The 13,803-nt window shown below is 74.7% G+C and carries 13 protein-coding genes; 5 read left to right on the forward strand and 8 right to left on the reverse strand.

Going from position 1 to position 13,803, the window contains the following annotated elements; translation table 11 throughout:
- Positions 1 to 67: 67 nt before the first annotated feature.
- The gene (locus ICW24_RS15915; RefSeq protein ID WP_226346710.1) at positions 68 to 1,600 is read right to left on the reverse strand and encodes an APC family permease; all 1,533 of its coding nucleotides are present in this window, start codon (positions 1,598 to 1,600) and stop codon (positions 68 to 70) included.
- An 87-nt stretch (positions 1,601 to 1,687) separates the two neighbouring features.
- Here ICW24_RS15915 and ICW24_RS15920 point away from each other — a divergent pair, with 87 nt between their 5' ends.
- Both ICW24_RS15920 and ICW24_RS15925 read left to right on the forward strand, forming a co-directional pair.
- The gene (locus ICW24_RS15920) at positions 1,688 to 2,521 is read left to right on the forward strand and encodes an HAD family hydrolase (protein WP_226346711.1); all 834 of its coding nucleotides are present in this window, start codon (positions 1,688 to 1,690) and stop codon (positions 2,519 to 2,521) included.
- Positions 2,518 to 2,964 carry an SRPBCC family protein gene (locus ICW24_RS15925; protein ID WP_226346712.1) on the forward strand — a complete coding sequence of 149 codons (447 nt, stop codon included), beginning with the start codon at positions 2,518 to 2,520 and terminating at the stop codon, positions 2,962 to 2,964. Before ICW24_RS15920 ends, ICW24_RS15925 begins: the two co-directional genes overlap by 4 nt.
- Positions 2,965 to 2,973: 9 nt before the next feature.
- Here the strand turns inward: ICW24_RS15925 and ICW24_RS15930 are convergent, their stop codons facing one another.
- Positions 2,974 to 3,702, reverse strand: coding sequence for a hypothetical protein (locus ICW24_RS15930; protein WP_226346713.1), 729 nt, complete (start codon positions 3,700 to 3,702; stop codon positions 2,974 to 2,976).
- A gap of 133 nt (positions 3,703 to 3,835) precedes the next feature.
- Here ICW24_RS15930 and ICW24_RS15935 point away from each other — a divergent pair, with 133 nt between their 5' ends.
- The 3 genes from ICW24_RS15935 to ICW24_RS15945 all read left to right on the forward strand — a co-directional run bounded on the left by ICW24_RS15935 (position 3,836) and on the right by ICW24_RS15945 (position 6,083).
- Entirely contained in the window at positions 3,836 to 4,174 is a 339-nt protein-coding gene (locus tag ICW24_RS15935) for a hypothetical protein (RefSeq protein WP_226346714.1), read from the forward strand.
- A gap of 16 nt (positions 4,175 to 4,190) precedes the next feature.
- Complete coding sequence (locus ICW24_RS15940; RefSeq protein WP_226346715.1) at positions 4,191 to 5,468, forward strand: MFS transporter; 1,278 nt, start codon at positions 4,191 to 4,193, stop codon at positions 5,466 to 5,468.
- Between the two features lie 204 nt (positions 5,469 to 5,672).
- Positions 5,673 to 6,083: an MmcQ/YjbR family DNA-binding protein gene (locus tag ICW24_RS15945; RefSeq protein ID WP_372360858.1), complete on the forward strand. Its 411-nt coding sequence runs from the start codon at positions 5,673 to 5,675 to the stop codon at positions 6,081 to 6,083.
- 13 nt (positions 6,084 to 6,096) lie between these two features.
- On the opposite strand, the gene ICW24_RS15950 is transcribed toward ICW24_RS15945, so the two are convergent.
- From ICW24_RS15950 to ICW24_RS15975, 6 genes are all read right to left on the reverse strand, one after another.
- Positions 6,097 to 6,573, reverse strand: coding sequence for an Lrp/AsnC family transcriptional regulator (locus ICW24_RS15950; protein ID WP_226346716.1), 477 nt, complete (start codon positions 6,571 to 6,573; stop codon positions 6,097 to 6,099).
- A gap of 337 nt (positions 6,574 to 6,910) precedes the next feature.
- Positions 6,911 to 8,398 (reverse strand): AI-2E family transporter, encoded by a 1,488-nt coding sequence (locus tag ICW24_RS15955; RefSeq protein ID WP_226346717.1) that lies wholly within the window; start codon positions 8,396 to 8,398, stop codon positions 6,911 to 6,913.
- Positions 8,399 to 8,504: 106 nt separating this feature from the next.
- On the reverse strand, positions 8,505 to 9,560 hold the full coding sequence (locus tag ICW24_RS15960) for a DNA polymerase IV (RefSeq protein ID WP_226346779.1): 1,056 nt from the start codon (positions 9,558 to 9,560) through the stop codon (positions 8,505 to 8,507).
- A 103-nt stretch (positions 9,561 to 9,663) separates the two neighbouring features.
- Complete coding sequence (locus ICW24_RS15965; protein WP_226346718.1) at positions 9,664 to 11,427, reverse strand: S24/S26 family peptidase; 1,764 nt, start codon at positions 11,425 to 11,427, stop codon at positions 9,664 to 9,666.
- Positions 11,391 to 12,008, reverse strand: coding sequence for a hypothetical protein (locus ICW24_RS15970; RefSeq protein ID WP_226346719.1), 618 nt, complete (start codon positions 12,006 to 12,008; stop codon positions 11,391 to 11,393). Before ICW24_RS15970 ends, ICW24_RS15965 begins: the two co-directional genes overlap by 37 nt.
- A 249-nt stretch (positions 12,009 to 12,257) precedes the next feature.
- Positions 12,258 to 13,763 (reverse strand): ArnT family glycosyltransferase, encoded by a 1,506-nt coding sequence (locus ICW24_RS15975; protein WP_226346720.1) that lies wholly within the window; start codon positions 13,761 to 13,763, stop codon positions 12,258 to 12,260.
- Positions 13,764 to 13,803: the final 40 nt, after the last annotated feature.

A 13,803-nucleotide genomic window follows, 5' to 3' on the forward strand; every position in this document is an offset into this window, starting at 1 on the left:
CGGGTCCATTGGCAGTGCAGTTGTCGTGAAAACTCACGCGGACCCCGCCGGCGTCACCCGGCGAGGGTCACGACAGCGAACCCGTCGCTCCCGCGCCGGCCGTCTCCTCCTCCGCGTGCCGCGGCGAGTCGGGCGACAGGCGGGAGTGCTTGCGCCCGTAGAAGAAGTACACCGCCAGGCCGAGGACGAGCCAGACGAGGAAGCGCAGCCACGTGTCCACGGCGAGGCTCGCCATGAGCGCGAGGCAGGCCGCGGTCGAGACGATGGGCAGTAGCGGCACCGACGGGGTGCGGAAGGGCCGCTTCATCTTCGGCTTGGTCCGGCGCAGGACGATGACGGCGACGGACACGACGACGAACGCGAACAGCGTGCCGATGCTCACCATCTCGGCCAGCGTGGCGAGCGGGACGAAGGCGGCGAGGACGCAGACCACGGCGGTCGTGCCGATGGTGATGCGCAGGGGCGTGTGGAAGCGGGGGCTGATGCGCCCGATCGACTCCGGCAGCAGCCCGTCCCGGCACAGCGCGAACCCGATCCGCCCCATCGCGACGATGTCGACGAGGATGACCGAGCTCAGCCCGGCGATGGCGGCGATGCCGATGAGGATCGACGCCCAGCCCAGCCCGACCTGCGCGAACGCGTCGGAGATGGGGGCGCCCTCCGAGAGGGCGGTGTACTTGACCATGCCGGTGAGGACGATGCAGACGCCGACGTACAGCACGGTGCAGACGACGAGGGTGCCGATGAGGCCGCGCGGCATGTCCTTGCCCGGGTTCTTCGTCTCCTCGCCGAGGTTGGCGACCGCCTCGAACCCGCTGTAGGCGAAGAAGACGACGCCCGCCGCGACGAGGACGCCGCTGATGCCGAACGCGGCCGGGTCGACGCCCGTGAGGAACTGCCACAGCGGCTGCGCCAGCGTGCTCGGCGTGTTCTCGGCCGCGATGGGCTGCGAGGGCGGGACGAAGGGGGCGAGGTTGGCGGCCTTGACGAAGAACGCGCCGACGGCGATGACGAAGAGGCAGATGCTCACCTTGATGACGACGAGCACGTTCGTCACCCACTTCGACTCCCGGATGCCGACGGCGGCGACGACACCGAGGACGGCGGCGATGGCGACGGCCCCGACGTTGACCGGGGCCTCCTCCCCGAAGAACTGGGTGGGCAGCCCGAACGCCTCCTGGAGATAGCCCGACCAGCCGCGGGCGACGACGGCGGCGCCGAGCGCGAACTCGAGCACGAGGTCCCAGGCGATGATCCAGGCGAAGATCTCGCCGATCGTCGTGTAGGCGTACGTGTAGGAGCTGCCGGCGGTGGGGACCGCGGCCGCGAGCTCGGCGTAGCAGAGTGCCGCGAGCATCGCCACGAGCCCGGCGAGCAGGAACGACACGACGATCGCCGGCCCGGCGTGGTTCTTGGCCTCCACGCCGGTGAGGGTGAAGATCCCGGTGCCGATGACGATGCCGATGCCGAACCCCATGAGGTCCGTGGCGGAGAGCCGTTTCGTGAGGCGGGGGCCGTGGCCCTCGTCGTTCTGGTGGATGACGGTGTCGACGTCCTTGGTCCGTGTGATGGAGTGGGAGCGCCCCGTTCGTACGGTCATCGCGGCAGGCTACGCCCGGAGGGGCCGCGGCCGGGCCCGACCGGACGCCACGTTCGCGCAACGGTTCCCGCGCAGAGAGGAGGCCGGGTGACGACGCCGAACTCGCACGTCCCGCGGGTGGTCGCGACAGATCTCGACGGCACCCTCCTCGACCCCGCCGGCGCGGTCACGCCCCGGACGCGCGCGGCCCTCGAGGCCGCGTGGGAGGCGGGGATCGTCACCGTCTTCGTCACGGCGCGCCCGCCGCGCTGGCTCGACGCCCTCGCCGACGTCGTCGGCGGCCACGGCGTCGCGATCTGCGCGAACGGCGCGTTCCGCTACGACGTCGCGGCGCGGCGGGTCACCCACGTCGACGGGTTCGCGCCGGGCGCGGTCGCGGCCCTGGCGCGCGACCTGCGGGCCGCGCTGCCGGGCGTCGGGTTCGCCGCCGAGCGGGCCGACGGCTTCCACGTCGAGCCGGGGTACGCCGAGGTCCACCCGCCTCCCGCCGACACCGTCCGCGCCCCGATCGCGCAGGTGGGGCCCGACGTCGGCAAGCTCCTCGCCCGGTGCCCGGAGGTCTCCGACGCGCGGTTCCTCGACCGGGTGACCCGCGTCGTCGGCGACCGCGGGATCGTCGCGTTCTCCGGCGCGATCGGGCTCGCCGAGATCGGCCCGCCCGGCGTGACCAAGGCCGCCACCCTCGCGCGGTGGTGCACCGAGCTCGGGGTCGAGCCGGGGGAGGTGTGGGCCTTCGGGGACATGCCCAACGACATCCCCATGCTGGCGTGGGCCGGCCGCTCCTTCGCCGTCGCGAACGCCCATCCGGAGGCGGTGGCCGCGGCCGACGCCCGCTGCGGCGGCAACGACGAGGACGGCGTGGCCCGAGTGCTCGAGGACCTCGTCGCGGGCCGGGCGACCGACGCCGGCGGGCCCGCATGAGCGCGCGGTTCGTGTTCCGGCACACGTGGGCCGTGGCGGCGCCGCCGGCGGCGGTGTTCGACGTCCTCGCCGACGTCGGCGGCTACCCGACGTGGTGGCCCCAGGTGCGCGCCGTGCACCCGGGGGCCGACCCCGAGCGGGTGGCGGTGACGATCCGCAGCGCCTTGCCGTACTCGCTGCGCCTCGTCCTGGTCCGGCAGGTCGAGCGCGCCCCGGCCGGCCGGCTGCGCGTGGGCCTGGAGGGCGACCTCGACGGGTTCGCCGAGTTCGAGGTGCAGGCCGGTGGGCCCGGGACGGTCGTGGACTACCGGCAGGAGGTGGAGCTGACGACGCCGCTCCTGCGGCGCCTCGCGCCCGTCGTGGGGCCGGCGTTACGGGCCAACCACGCCCACATGATGCGCGGCGGCGGGCGTGGCCTCGCCGCACACCCCGACCTGCGGTAGTGCCCCGCGTCAGCGGCGGGCGAGCCGGGCGAGGGCGAGCGCGAACACCGCGCCGTAGCCGAGGGTGACGCCGCCCATGCCCAGGCCCACGATCCCGCGCACGAGGGCCGGGTCGGTGCCGGCGGCGGCGAGCGCCAGCCCCGCGAGCGCGACGACGACGCCGATCGCCGTCATGACGAGGTGCAGGCGGGCGCCGTCGGCGCGGTAGAAGACGAAGAAGTGCAGGGCGACGACGAGCGCGACCGCCGGCATGACGAACTCGGGGCGGGTCCGCCCGAAGGCGACGACCACCGCGACGATGCCGGCCACCTCCAGGGCGCCGGCGAGCGCGAACGTCCGTCCGATCGAGGGGCGGCGATCGGTCGTCGTCGGGCCGCCCGCCGGGCCGGGGGTCGGCGCGGCGGGCGGCGAGGTCGCGAGCGCGGAGGCGATGCGACGCTCGCGGACCGCGACGAACGCGGCGCCGAGCAGGAGCGCGGCCCCGGCAAGGAGACCGAGACCGCCGAACGCCGACAGGAGCGCGTGCGGCGCGGCCGCCGCGTTCATCATCCACCCGAGCGTGAAGATTCCCATGAGGAGTAGGCCACCGCGCAGCGACGCGGGCAGCGGGGCCGGCGCGCGGTCGATGTGATGGGACGAGCGCCCGGTGTCGACCGACGCGGCTGTCTCGAGGGCGTCGGTGGCGATGGCCGTGATGCCGGGGATGGTGGAGGCGGCGGGAGCGCTGGTGGAGGTCATATCCACGACGTTACGAACGCCCAGGTGAGCGCGCCTGGGCCGCGTGTCACGTCAGCCCCCTGACATCCGTCACGGGTGCATGCCGCGGGCCGCGCCGACGGCGGGTCGGAAGCGCCCTTCTACCATCGACGTCATGTCGATCCGCAGCGCCGAAACCGTCCAGACCGCCCCCCTCGTCGTCGTGGGCCTCGTCGGTGGGTACGTCACCGCCCGGGAGACCGGGATCCGCCCGCTCGGGGGCGTCGTCCTCGCCGCCGCCGGGCTGTGGGCCGGGCGCACGTGGCTCGCGAAGAGCGGCCCCGGCGTCGCGGGCGCGCTCGGCGCGACGTACCTGCTCGGCTTCGGGGCGTCGCACCCGCTGGCGAAGAAGATCGGGGCGTGGCCGGCGGTGCTGTCCGTCGCCGCGCTGAGCGCGGGCGCGAGCTACGCGCTGTGCGACCGGGTCGAGCCCGGTCAGCGGCTCGGCGCCTGACCCGCGGCCCCCGCCCGTGGATCTGCGGCGCCACGTCGCCGACACGCGCCCGCTGTCGGAGCCGCACTTCCGGCGGCTGTGGATCGCGAACATCGTCACCGTCATCGGGGCGCAGCTGACGATCGTCGCCGTCCCGGCGCAGATCTACGCGGACACCGGTTCGTCGGCGTACGTGGGGCTGACGGGCGTGTTCGGGCTCGTGCCGCTCGTCGTGTTCGGGCTGTGGGGCGGATCGCTCGCCGACGCGATGGACCGGCGGCTCATCCTCGTCGCGACGACGGTCGGGCTCATCGTCACGAGCGCGCTGTTCTGGGTGCAGGCCGCGCTCGACCTGCGCAACGTGTGGCTCCTGCTCGGGCTGTTCGCCGTGCAGCAGGCGTTCTTCGCCGTCAACCAGCCGGTGCGCAGCGCGATCCTGCCGAAGCTCCTGCCCGCCGATCAGCTCCCCGCCGGCAACTCGCTCAACATGACGGTCATGCAGGCGGGCGGCATCGCCGGGCCGCTCGTCGCGGGCGCGCTCATCCCCGTCCTCGGCCTGTCGTGGCTCTACCTCGTCGACACGATCACGCTGCTCGCGACACTGTGGGCCGTGCTCGCCCTCCCGTCGCTGCCCGTCGAGGGGGCCACGTCGTCGCCGGGGCTGCGGTCCGTGGTCGACGGGCTCGCCTACCTGCGCGGCCACCCCGTGCTGCTCATGAGCTTCCTCGTCGACATCATCGCCATGGTCTTCGGGATGCCGCGGGCCCTGTTCCCGCAGATCGCGCACGAGAGCTTCGCGGGTCCGCCCGAGGGCGGCCTCGCCTTCGCGGTCCTCTTCGCCGCCATCCCGGCGGGCGCCGTCCTCGGCGGCGTCTTCTCGGGGTGGGTGTCGCGGGTGCAGCGGCAGGGGCTTGCGGTCATCGCGTCCATCGTCGTGTGGGGCGTCGCCATGATCGGCTTCGGTGTGGCGGTCGGGTTCGCCGCGGGGGCGGGGAGCGGGGCGATGACGGCGTGGCTCGTCGTCGCGGCCGCGATGCTCATGCTCGGCGGCGCCGCCGACATGGCCTCCGCCGCGTTCCGCGTGAGCATGCTGCAGACGGCGGCCACGGACGCGGTCCGCGGCCGGTTGCAAGGCGTGTTCATCGTCGTCGTCGCGGGCGGCCCGCGGATCGCGGACGTCGCACACGGGGCCGCGGCCGTCGCGGTCGGGACCGCCGCCGCCTCGGCCGGTGGCGGCGTCCTCGTCGTCGTCGGCACGCTGATCGCGGCCCTGGCGGTGCCGGCGTTCGTCCGGTACCGGATCACTCATGGGTGATCACTCAGAGCGATCACTCTGAGCGGTGAACGGAGGTGAGCGTGCGAGCCGGAGTGAACGCGACAGAGAGCTTTGAGCGGTGAACGGAGGTGAGCGTGCGAGCCGGAGTGAACGCGACGGACAGCTCATAGCGGTGAACGGAGGTGAGCGCGAGCCGCGGTGAACGCGCTCGTGGGCTCGCGTCGGGCGCCCTACCCTGACGGCGTGGCCCACCCGATCATGTTCGACGACGCCGACCCCGTGCTGGGCCGCCTGCGCGACATCGCGCTCGCCCTGCCCGGGGCGGCCGAGAAGATCAGCCACGGGCATCCGGCGTTCTTCACCGCGAAGGTGTTCGCCTATTACGGCGGGTCGATCAAGGTGGGCGGGGAGTACGAGCGTCACGACCGTTCCGTCGTGGTCAGGCCGGATCCCGCCGAGCGGCTCGCGCTCCTCGAGGACCCCCGGTGCTATGTCCCCGCCTACCTCGGCCCGAGCGGCTGGGTGGGGCTGGACCTGGGCGCTGTCGGTGTCGACGAGACCTGGCGCGAGGTCGCCGAGCTCGTCGAGGCGTCGTTCCGCGAGACCGCGGGGCGGCGGCTCGTCGCCCGTCTCGACGCGCGGGGCGGAGGCTGAGTCCGCCGGGGCCTCACGCGTCGGCGCGGAGCAGGGCGTCGATCCGATAGGGGATGACCTCGCGCAGGAACATCGACGTCGACGTGCGCAGGATGCCGGGGCAGAGGCGGATCTCCTCGCTCACGCGGTAGAGGTCCTCGGGGTCGCGGGCGACGACGCGGCACAGGAGGTCGGTCATGCCGGCCGGCGCGAAGCACTCGAGCACCTCGGGGATGCGCCGCACCCCGGCGATGGCCTCGTCGAGCAGGTGCTGGTCGAGCTCGGCGGCGACGCTGGCGGCGAGACCCCGGCCGAGCAGCGCCGGGGGGATGCGGGTGCTGGCGAGGCGGAGCATCCCGTTCGCGCGGTAACGCTCGAGCCGCGACTGGACCGTGCCGCGCGCGAGCCCCGTCTTCTGCGCCAGGAGAAGGACGGTGGCGCGGGGGTCGTCGTCGAGGGCGAGGAGCAGGGTGCGGTCGATGGCATCGAGGCGCAGATCACGATCGGGCATGGCCCGTCCTTTCACCGGAGGCGGTCGTCGTGACCATCCTCGCCTCCTCGGACCACTCTGCGTGGTCATTCCGACCAACGTCGCGGATGGTGATTGCGCACTCCGACGGTCGTGCTCTTCACTGGTGATCACACGGACGACGTTCCCGATCGGGGGCGTCGGACTGGGCCCGCCGCCCGCCCCTACCCGGGGTGGCCCGGCGGCCCGCCGCCCATCACCGCGGTCCTGCCCACCACGACGCGCGCCGCGCCACCCGGTCCTCGGGTCGCGCGGCGCGGTCGTAGGTTCGGGGGGTGGCGCGGGCCGGCGTCCGAGGCGGGTGCGCGGTCGCCGCCGATCAGGACCCGGGGATCGCGCTCGCCCCGCCGCGTCGGGGCGCGGTCCGCGCCGACTCCCGCCCCGGCTCCGCGGCACGCGTCTCGGACGCGTCGGCCGTCGCCGGGGTCCCCTGGGCGTGCGGGTCGACGCCGGCAGACGGCCCGGGGACGGTGGCCGGCGCGCCGAGCGGCATGTGGGCCGCCCGGACGGTCGCGTTGAGGAAGGCGACGAGCGGCACCGCGAAGAGGGCGCCCGCGATCCCGCCGATGGCGGTGCCGGCGAGCACGGAGATCGCGACGCCCAGCGGGTGCACCTCGACGTTGCGGGCCATGATGAGCGGCTGCAGCAGGTGCGCCTCGAGCTGGACGAGCACGACGATCGTGATGCCGACGACGAGGGCGGCGCCCGGGCCGTGCTCGATGAGGCTGACGACGATGCAGAAGGCGCCGGTCACCGTCATGCCGAGCAGCGGGACGTACGAGCCGACGAAGATGAGCACCGAGAGGGCGACCGCCATCGGCACGTCGAGCAGGAAGAGGACGACGAAGATCGTGCTCGCGTGCAGCGCCGCGATGATCGTCTGGCCGCGCATGTAGCCGCCGAGGGTGTGCCAGCCGTAGCGGCCGACCTGGTCGAGGCGGGCCCGCGATCGTGCCGGCAGCAGCGAGAGGATCCACCCCCAGATGACGTTGCCGTCGCGGAGCAGGAAGAACGTCGACAGCAGCAGGAGCAGGGCCCCCGCGATCGCGTGCGAGAGCGCCGAGAGCGTGGACAGCGCGCCGGTGACCAGCGACTCCTGGTTGCGGCTGATGGCGGCGGTGATCTCGTCGCCGTACGTCTTCACCTGCTCGTCGCTGACCTGCAGAGGCCCGTTGCGCAGCCAGTGGCTCGCCGTGTCGATGAACTGGATGAACCGGGTCGCCATCCGCGGCGCGTTCGCCGAGATCTGCGCGCCGACGAAGGTGCCGATGACCCCGATGACCGCCACGCCCACGAGGAGCGCGACGAACGCGGCGAGCGAGTGCGGGATGTGCACCGAGCGGTGCAGCCACTTCTGCACGGGCCCGAGCACGGCGGTGAGCAGGAGCGCGACGACGAACGGGACGGTGACGATCGGCACCGAGGCGAGGACGCGCACTGCGAGGTAGACCGTGGCCGCGATGAGCAGCAGCCGCCAGCACCAGGCCGCGGCTTCCTTGATGCCGCCCGGCACGGAACGGCCCGTCGGGTCCTCGGCGCGCAGGTCGAGGACGGGCAGGACGCCGTCCTGACCCTCCGCCGGGTCCCAGCGCTCGTGCCGCTCGTGGTCCTGGAGGCGCGCGCGGGCCTGCTGTGTCATCGACGAGAGGCGCGTCTTGGCGCGGCCGGCGATCCGGGCGGGCGCGAACCCTCCGTCGTGCGCGCCGGCGTGCGCGGCCTCCCCCTCGGGGGCGCCCGCCCGCCCCGACGTGGGACCGGGCGCGTCGGGCTGGTGCGACGGGGGGCCGTGACCGCTGCCGGGCGTCACGTCGTCGTGGTCGTCGTTCAGGGGAACGCTCCTTGCCGTGAGGTGAGCGGGGCGCTGCGCCTCGGGTGCCCGTCCATTCTGCCTGGCCCTGGCAACCCCCTGGCGGTCACGGTGTGCAACCGGGCGGGTCGGGTGGGGTCATCTCGGCGCGGACGCCGAGCAGACGGATCGGCCGGTCGGGCTCGATGCGGTCGTCGGCGAGGGCGCGGGCCACGGCGGCGAGGTCGTCGGGGCTCGCGAGCGGCGCGGGCAGGGTGCGGCTGCGGGTCACGGTGAAAAAGGGGGCGTACCGGATCTTGAGGAAGAGCCGGAAGCTGGGCCGACCCTCGGCCGCGTTGTCGGCGGCCACGGCCCGGGCGAGGGTCTCGACGGCGTCGAGGACCGCCGCGCGGTCGACGAGGTCCTCCTGGAAGGTCGTCTCGCGGGAATGCGCGCGGGGCACCCACGGGGTGGGGTCGACGACGTCGGGCCCGACACCGCGCCCGAGGGCGAGGTACCAGGCGCCGGTCTTGGGTCCGAACTCGCCCTGGAGGGTGGGCAGGTCGGTCGCCGCGAGCTCGGCCACCGTGTCGATCCCGAGGGCGGCGAGGCGCGCGCTGACGCGGGGTCCGACGCCCCACAGGTCGCGGGTGGGGCGGTGGCCCATGACCTCGAGCCACGTGTCGGCGGTGAGCGTGAAGACGCCGCGCGGCTTGCCGAAGCCGGTGGCGTTCTTGGCGCGCACCGTGCTGTCGCCGACGCCGATGGAGCAGTGCAGGTCGGTGGCGGCCAGGACCGCGACCTGGAGGCGGCGGGCGAACGCCCGGGCGCTGTCGGCGTCGGTGGGCTCGACGCCGACGAACGCCTCGTCCCACCCGAGCACCTGCACGGGCGCGTGCTCGGCCAGCGTCGCCATGACGCGCTCCGAGGCCGCGGTGTAGGCGGCGCCGTCGACGGGCAGCAGTACGGCCTCGGGGCACGTGCGGGCCGCGATCCGCAGGGGCATCCCGGAGCGGACCCCGAACGCGCGGGCCTCGTACGACGCGGTCGAGACGACGGCCCGCTGCGTCGGGTCGCCGCGCCCGCCCACGATGACGGGGCGCCCGGCGAGCTCGGGGCGGCGCAGCACCTCCACGGCGGCGACGAACTGGTCGAGGTCGACGTGCAGCACCCAGCGGTGCATCGACGGGCTCACCTCGCCAGTGTGCGCGCCGGCGCGCGGGCGGGACGTGTCGTGGGCGCAGGCCCGGCCCTCGGGCCGGGCCTGCGCCCGCGGCGTCGTCCGGTCAGCAGGCGGCGCCGGAGGTCGTCACGCGCTCGGCTGGCGACGACCAGCTCCCCGCTCGTGCGACGACGGTGTACGTCGCCTCGCCGGCACCGAGGGGGGCGGGGTCGCGCCAGGTGGTCGTCGTCCGACCGGTCACCGTGGACACGGCCGCCCCGTCACGCAGGATGGTGTAGCCCGTCACCCGGTCGGCGGCAGAGGGGGTCCACGTGAGGGTCGCGTAGGGCGTGCTGCGGATGAACAGCGACAGGCCCGAGTGCCGCCCGGTGACCGGCACCCCGGTCGCCCCGTCGGTCATCGTCGTCGACCTCGCCCCCGTCGGGCCGTCGGCCGTGACCTTCTGCTCGTGGGCGGCCATGGAGATCGCGTGTCGGAACGCCGTCTTCGCGACCTCCGTCATGCCGGTCGGCGTCGAGTACGTGGTGTCGTTGCGCTCGATGCCCCAGAAGGTGAGGAGCAGGCCGCCGACCTTGCCGTCGACCGACGGGGCGATCGCCGGTCCGGGGGCCGTCGGCCCCTCCACGACCCGGCCTGCGAGGCTGCTGTCGGAGACGACACCCCCGCGCGCGACAAGGAGCACGTCGGCATAGTCGGGTTCGTGCGGCATGAGGGTGCCCGCGTCGCCCGCAACGGCCGCCCGCCGGTACACGGCGTGGAAGCGTTCGGCCCCGCCGGTGGCGATCCCGAGCTGCGTCCAGCCGGCCGGAACCGGTGGGTCCTCGTGCGCCGAGGTGGTCGCATTCCACGGCCGTATCCCACCGCGCGACAGGATGAGGTGGTCGCCGACGCGTACGTCGTCGGGCAGGGCCGGCGCGGCCGTCGTGGGTCCCGCGGTCACCGCGTCGACGACGGCCGGCGTCGTCGTGCACCGCGCCGTGAGCGCACCGGCCGGGAGCACGGTGGTGGCCCCGAGGGTGCGCGCAGAGCTCGTCCGGGCCGACAGGGCGGACGCCGACGTGCCGGCACCCCCGACGAGGGCGACGACGAGGAGGGCGGCGAGGACCGCCACTGCTGGAGCGAGCAGAACGCCTCGCCCCGCCGGCGACACCGGCTCGGGGCGCTCGGCACTCACCGGCTCCGGTGACGAGACGCGCCCCCCCGGCTCCGAGGGCGCGGGTCCCGCAGGCGCCGACGGCTCGGGAGTCGTGGGCTTTACCGCCGCCTGCGCGGCGCGCCGGCGCGCGGCCAGCCACGGGTCGTACCGATCGAGCCAGCCGTACCGGGCCAGCGCGACGAGCGCCGCGAGTCCGGCTGCGGCGGCGGCCACCGCTCCGGCGTCGCGCTCGGCGACCCGGAGCGCGATCCACCCGGCTCCAGGGACCACGAGCCGCCCCACGCCCAGCACCTGCGCGGGGGCGACGCGCTCACCGTCGACGCTCTCGTTCGCGTCGCCCTTCGTGCGGTAGGTCCGGCCGTCGTCGTCGACCACGCGGTGCAGCAGCGGCAAGAGTCCCGGCCGATCGACCAGCACGACCGACGGCGGCCCCAGCATTCCGCGTTCGGTCGGCCACGCCTCGACGGCGACCGCGTCGCCGACGGCGAGCGCCGGGGCCATCGACCCTGAGGCGACGACCGTGGTCCGCCAGCCTGGCGTGATCTGCGGGAGGGCGGCGAGCAGGGCCAGACCGGTGCCCGCGACGAGCGCGGCGGAGGCGAGCAAGCCGAGCACGAAGCGGACGAGGTCGCCCGCCGCCGGCCGCGTCCTCGTGCCGTCCGCCGCGGACGCGCTCACCGGCTCGTACCGGGTCGGGTGCGGATCTCCCACGTGAACATCGGCTTCGCCGCCGTGCCCTGCGCCTCGTTCGGCGTCGACGAATCGAGAGTGACCGTGAAACGGAAGGGGCGCTTGGCGCCCGCCGCGGCCGGGGTCCAGCCCGTGTTCGCCGCCGTGCCGTACGTCGACTGCGCACCGAGGACGGCGTTCAGCTTGCCCGACATCGCCGTCGACCACGTCCCCGTGCTCGCGCACGTCGTACCGTCGGCGCCGGCCTCGACGACGAGGCCGAGGTACTGGCCGAGGGCGCCGCCCGAGGGGTCCGCGCCGTAGAGGCGGAGCGAGTCGAGCTGGTCGGCCGTGGCGGTGCCGTCGTACGTGACGTCGACGCAGCGGACGATCGTGTCGCCCGGCACGAGGTCGGAGACGTCGAGCGGCCGGTCCGCCTTCGACCCGAGCGAGACTCGGGCAGCCCCCACGCTGCCGGAATCCCCGTACGTCGTCGTCCCCGAGAACGCGCTCTGCGACCGCTGCAACGTCATCGCGCTCACGGCCAGCATGGCGAGGACGACGACCAGAACCCGGATCAGCGTCGCCGGACTGGTGGTGCGGATCCTCGTGATGTTCCTCATGTGACTCTCCCCAACTGCCATCGGACGTCCCCCGTCCGCGTCGGACCGTGTGTCCGTCGCCTCCCCTTACGGCTCGCCAGGGGCGGACCTGAGTCTTCTGGAAGAGCGTCTTGGTCGATCGTCAACAACGGGTGTTCGAGACGCGCGTCCTGTACGGCCGTCCCACCGCGAAAGTCTCGGCGCGTCAAGGCCGCTCTCCCCGGGCGTCAATGGGTGTGACGTCACCCACCTCGGGTGGAGCGGCCGCCCTCAGCCGAGGTGCCGCAGGGGCGGCCAGGCCGCGGCCCAGCCCCCGCGCGGGTCCCGGCAGACCGCGAGCGGGGCGCCGTTCTCCTCCCCGCCCGGCACCGGGTGGGCGAGCGTGCCGGCCGGTTCGCAGCGGGCGAACACGTCGCGGCGGACGTCGCCGACGACGACGGCGACGGTCCGCTCCGCCGGAGGCGGGCCGAGCTCGCCGAGGCCGTTGTGGCCGCTGTACGCGCGCGGGAGCCCGAGGGCGGGCCCGTACCGGTCGACGGCCCCCGCCTCCCCGTAGTTCGCGGTGAGCACGACTGCGCGGGCGCGGTCCTCCGGCGGCAGGGTGTCGTGGACGGCGGCGATCTGCCCCACGTACGCCGGCCAGCCGATGCTCTCGCGGGCCACGGGGTTGATCGCCGCGACGGGCACGACCCGCTGCCACGCCTCGGGCAGCACGGGTAGGCCCACGAGCGCGGCGGCGAGCGCGTTGACCCCGACCCACCCCGCCACCCACGCGCGGACCGGCCCGTCGAGGGCCACCCCGGGCAGCGTGCCCCGGCGTTCCGCGACCGGCACGCACCCGATCGCGTAGACGGCCGCGAGCAGCCCGAGCGGGTAGTAGAGCTGCGACCCCATCGCGAACACGAGGCCCAGGAGGATCGGGAGGGCGACGGCGATCCCGCGGATCGGCCGCCACGCCGGGCGGCGCAGCAGCTCGCGCAGGCCGGCCCACCAGACGATGACGAGCGGCGGCCCGAGCAGGACGAGGAGGAAGGGCCACATGAGGAGGCGCACGTGACCGGCGTTCCCCTCGGCGAGGCCGGCGCCGACGGCGAGCTGCGGCCAGCCGTTCGCCCACTGGTAGACGGCGTTCGGGGCGGCGATCGCGGCGGCGAGCAGCGCCCCCGCCCACAGCCACGGCGAGCGCAGCGGGCGGCGGGGTCCGATCAGGAGCAGACCCGCGAGCAGCGAGACCGCGAGGAGCGCGACGAGGAGCTTGAGCCACGTCGCGAGCCCGAGGAGGGCGCCCACCGCGAGCCACCAGCGCGGCTCGCGCCGCAGGAGCGCCCGCATCGCGCACAGGACGATCGCCGGCCACAGCGGCAGGTCGAACGCCGGCGTCACCGCGACGTGCCCGAACGACAGCGGCATGACCGCGAACCCGTACCCCCACGCCGCGAGCGACTGGGCCGCGCGTCCGCCCCCGGCCTCCCGGGTGATCGCCGCGACGACGATCACGGACAGCGCGGCGCACAGCGTGGCGGGGAGGCGGATCGCCCAGGTCTCGTCGGCGAGCAGCGTGAACGTGCGCACGAGGAACGGCGCCAGGGGCGGTTGGTCGACGTACCCCCAGGCGGGCGGCAGCATCCGGAAGTACAGCTCGTCGCGGTGGTAGCCGTACCCCGCGCTCAGGGCGGTGAGGAGCGCGGCCTGCGCGGCCGCCGCCCCGAGCACCGGCCCCCGCGCGAACGGCGGGCGGCGCACCGGCGGGGCGCTGGGCCCCGCGATGCTTGACACCCCTCGACGCTAGCCGACGACCGACGCCGGGGCGGGGGTC

Origin of the sequence: Agilicoccus flavus, assembly GCF_014857905.1 — a bacterium.
GTDB lineage: Bacteria > Actinomycetota > Actinomycetes > Actinomycetales > Dermatophilaceae > Agilicoccus > Agilicoccus flavus.

Excerpts from the sequence above, each read along its gene's own strand:
- ICW24_RS15915 (WP_226346710.1), bottom strand. The coding sequence starts at position 1,600 with ATGACCGTACGAACGGGGCGCTCCCACTCCATCACACGGACCAAGGAC.
- ICW24_RS15925 (WP_226346712.1), top strand. The coding sequence starts at position 2,518 with ATGAGCGCGCGGTTCGTGTTCCGGCACACGTGGGCCGTGGCGGCGCCG.
- ICW24_RS15930 (WP_226346713.1), bottom strand. The coding sequence starts at position 3,702 with ATGACCTCCACCAGCGCTCCCGCCGCCTCCACCATCCCCGGCATCACG.
- ICW24_RS15935 (WP_226346714.1), top strand. The coding sequence starts at position 3,836 with ATGTCGATCCGCAGCGCCGAAACCGTCCAGACCGCCCCCCTCGTCGTC.
- ICW24_RS15950 (WP_226346716.1), bottom strand. The coding sequence starts at position 6,573 with ATGCCCGATCGTGATCTGCGCCTCGATGCCATCGACCGCACCCTGCTC.
- ICW24_RS15960 (WP_226346779.1), bottom strand. The coding sequence starts at position 9,560 with ATGCACCGCTGGGTGCTGCACGTCGACCTCGACCAGTTCGTCGCCGCC.
- ICW24_RS15970 (WP_226346719.1), bottom strand. The coding sequence starts at position 12,008 with ATGAGGAACATCACGAGGATCCGCACCACCAGTCCGGCGACGCTGATC.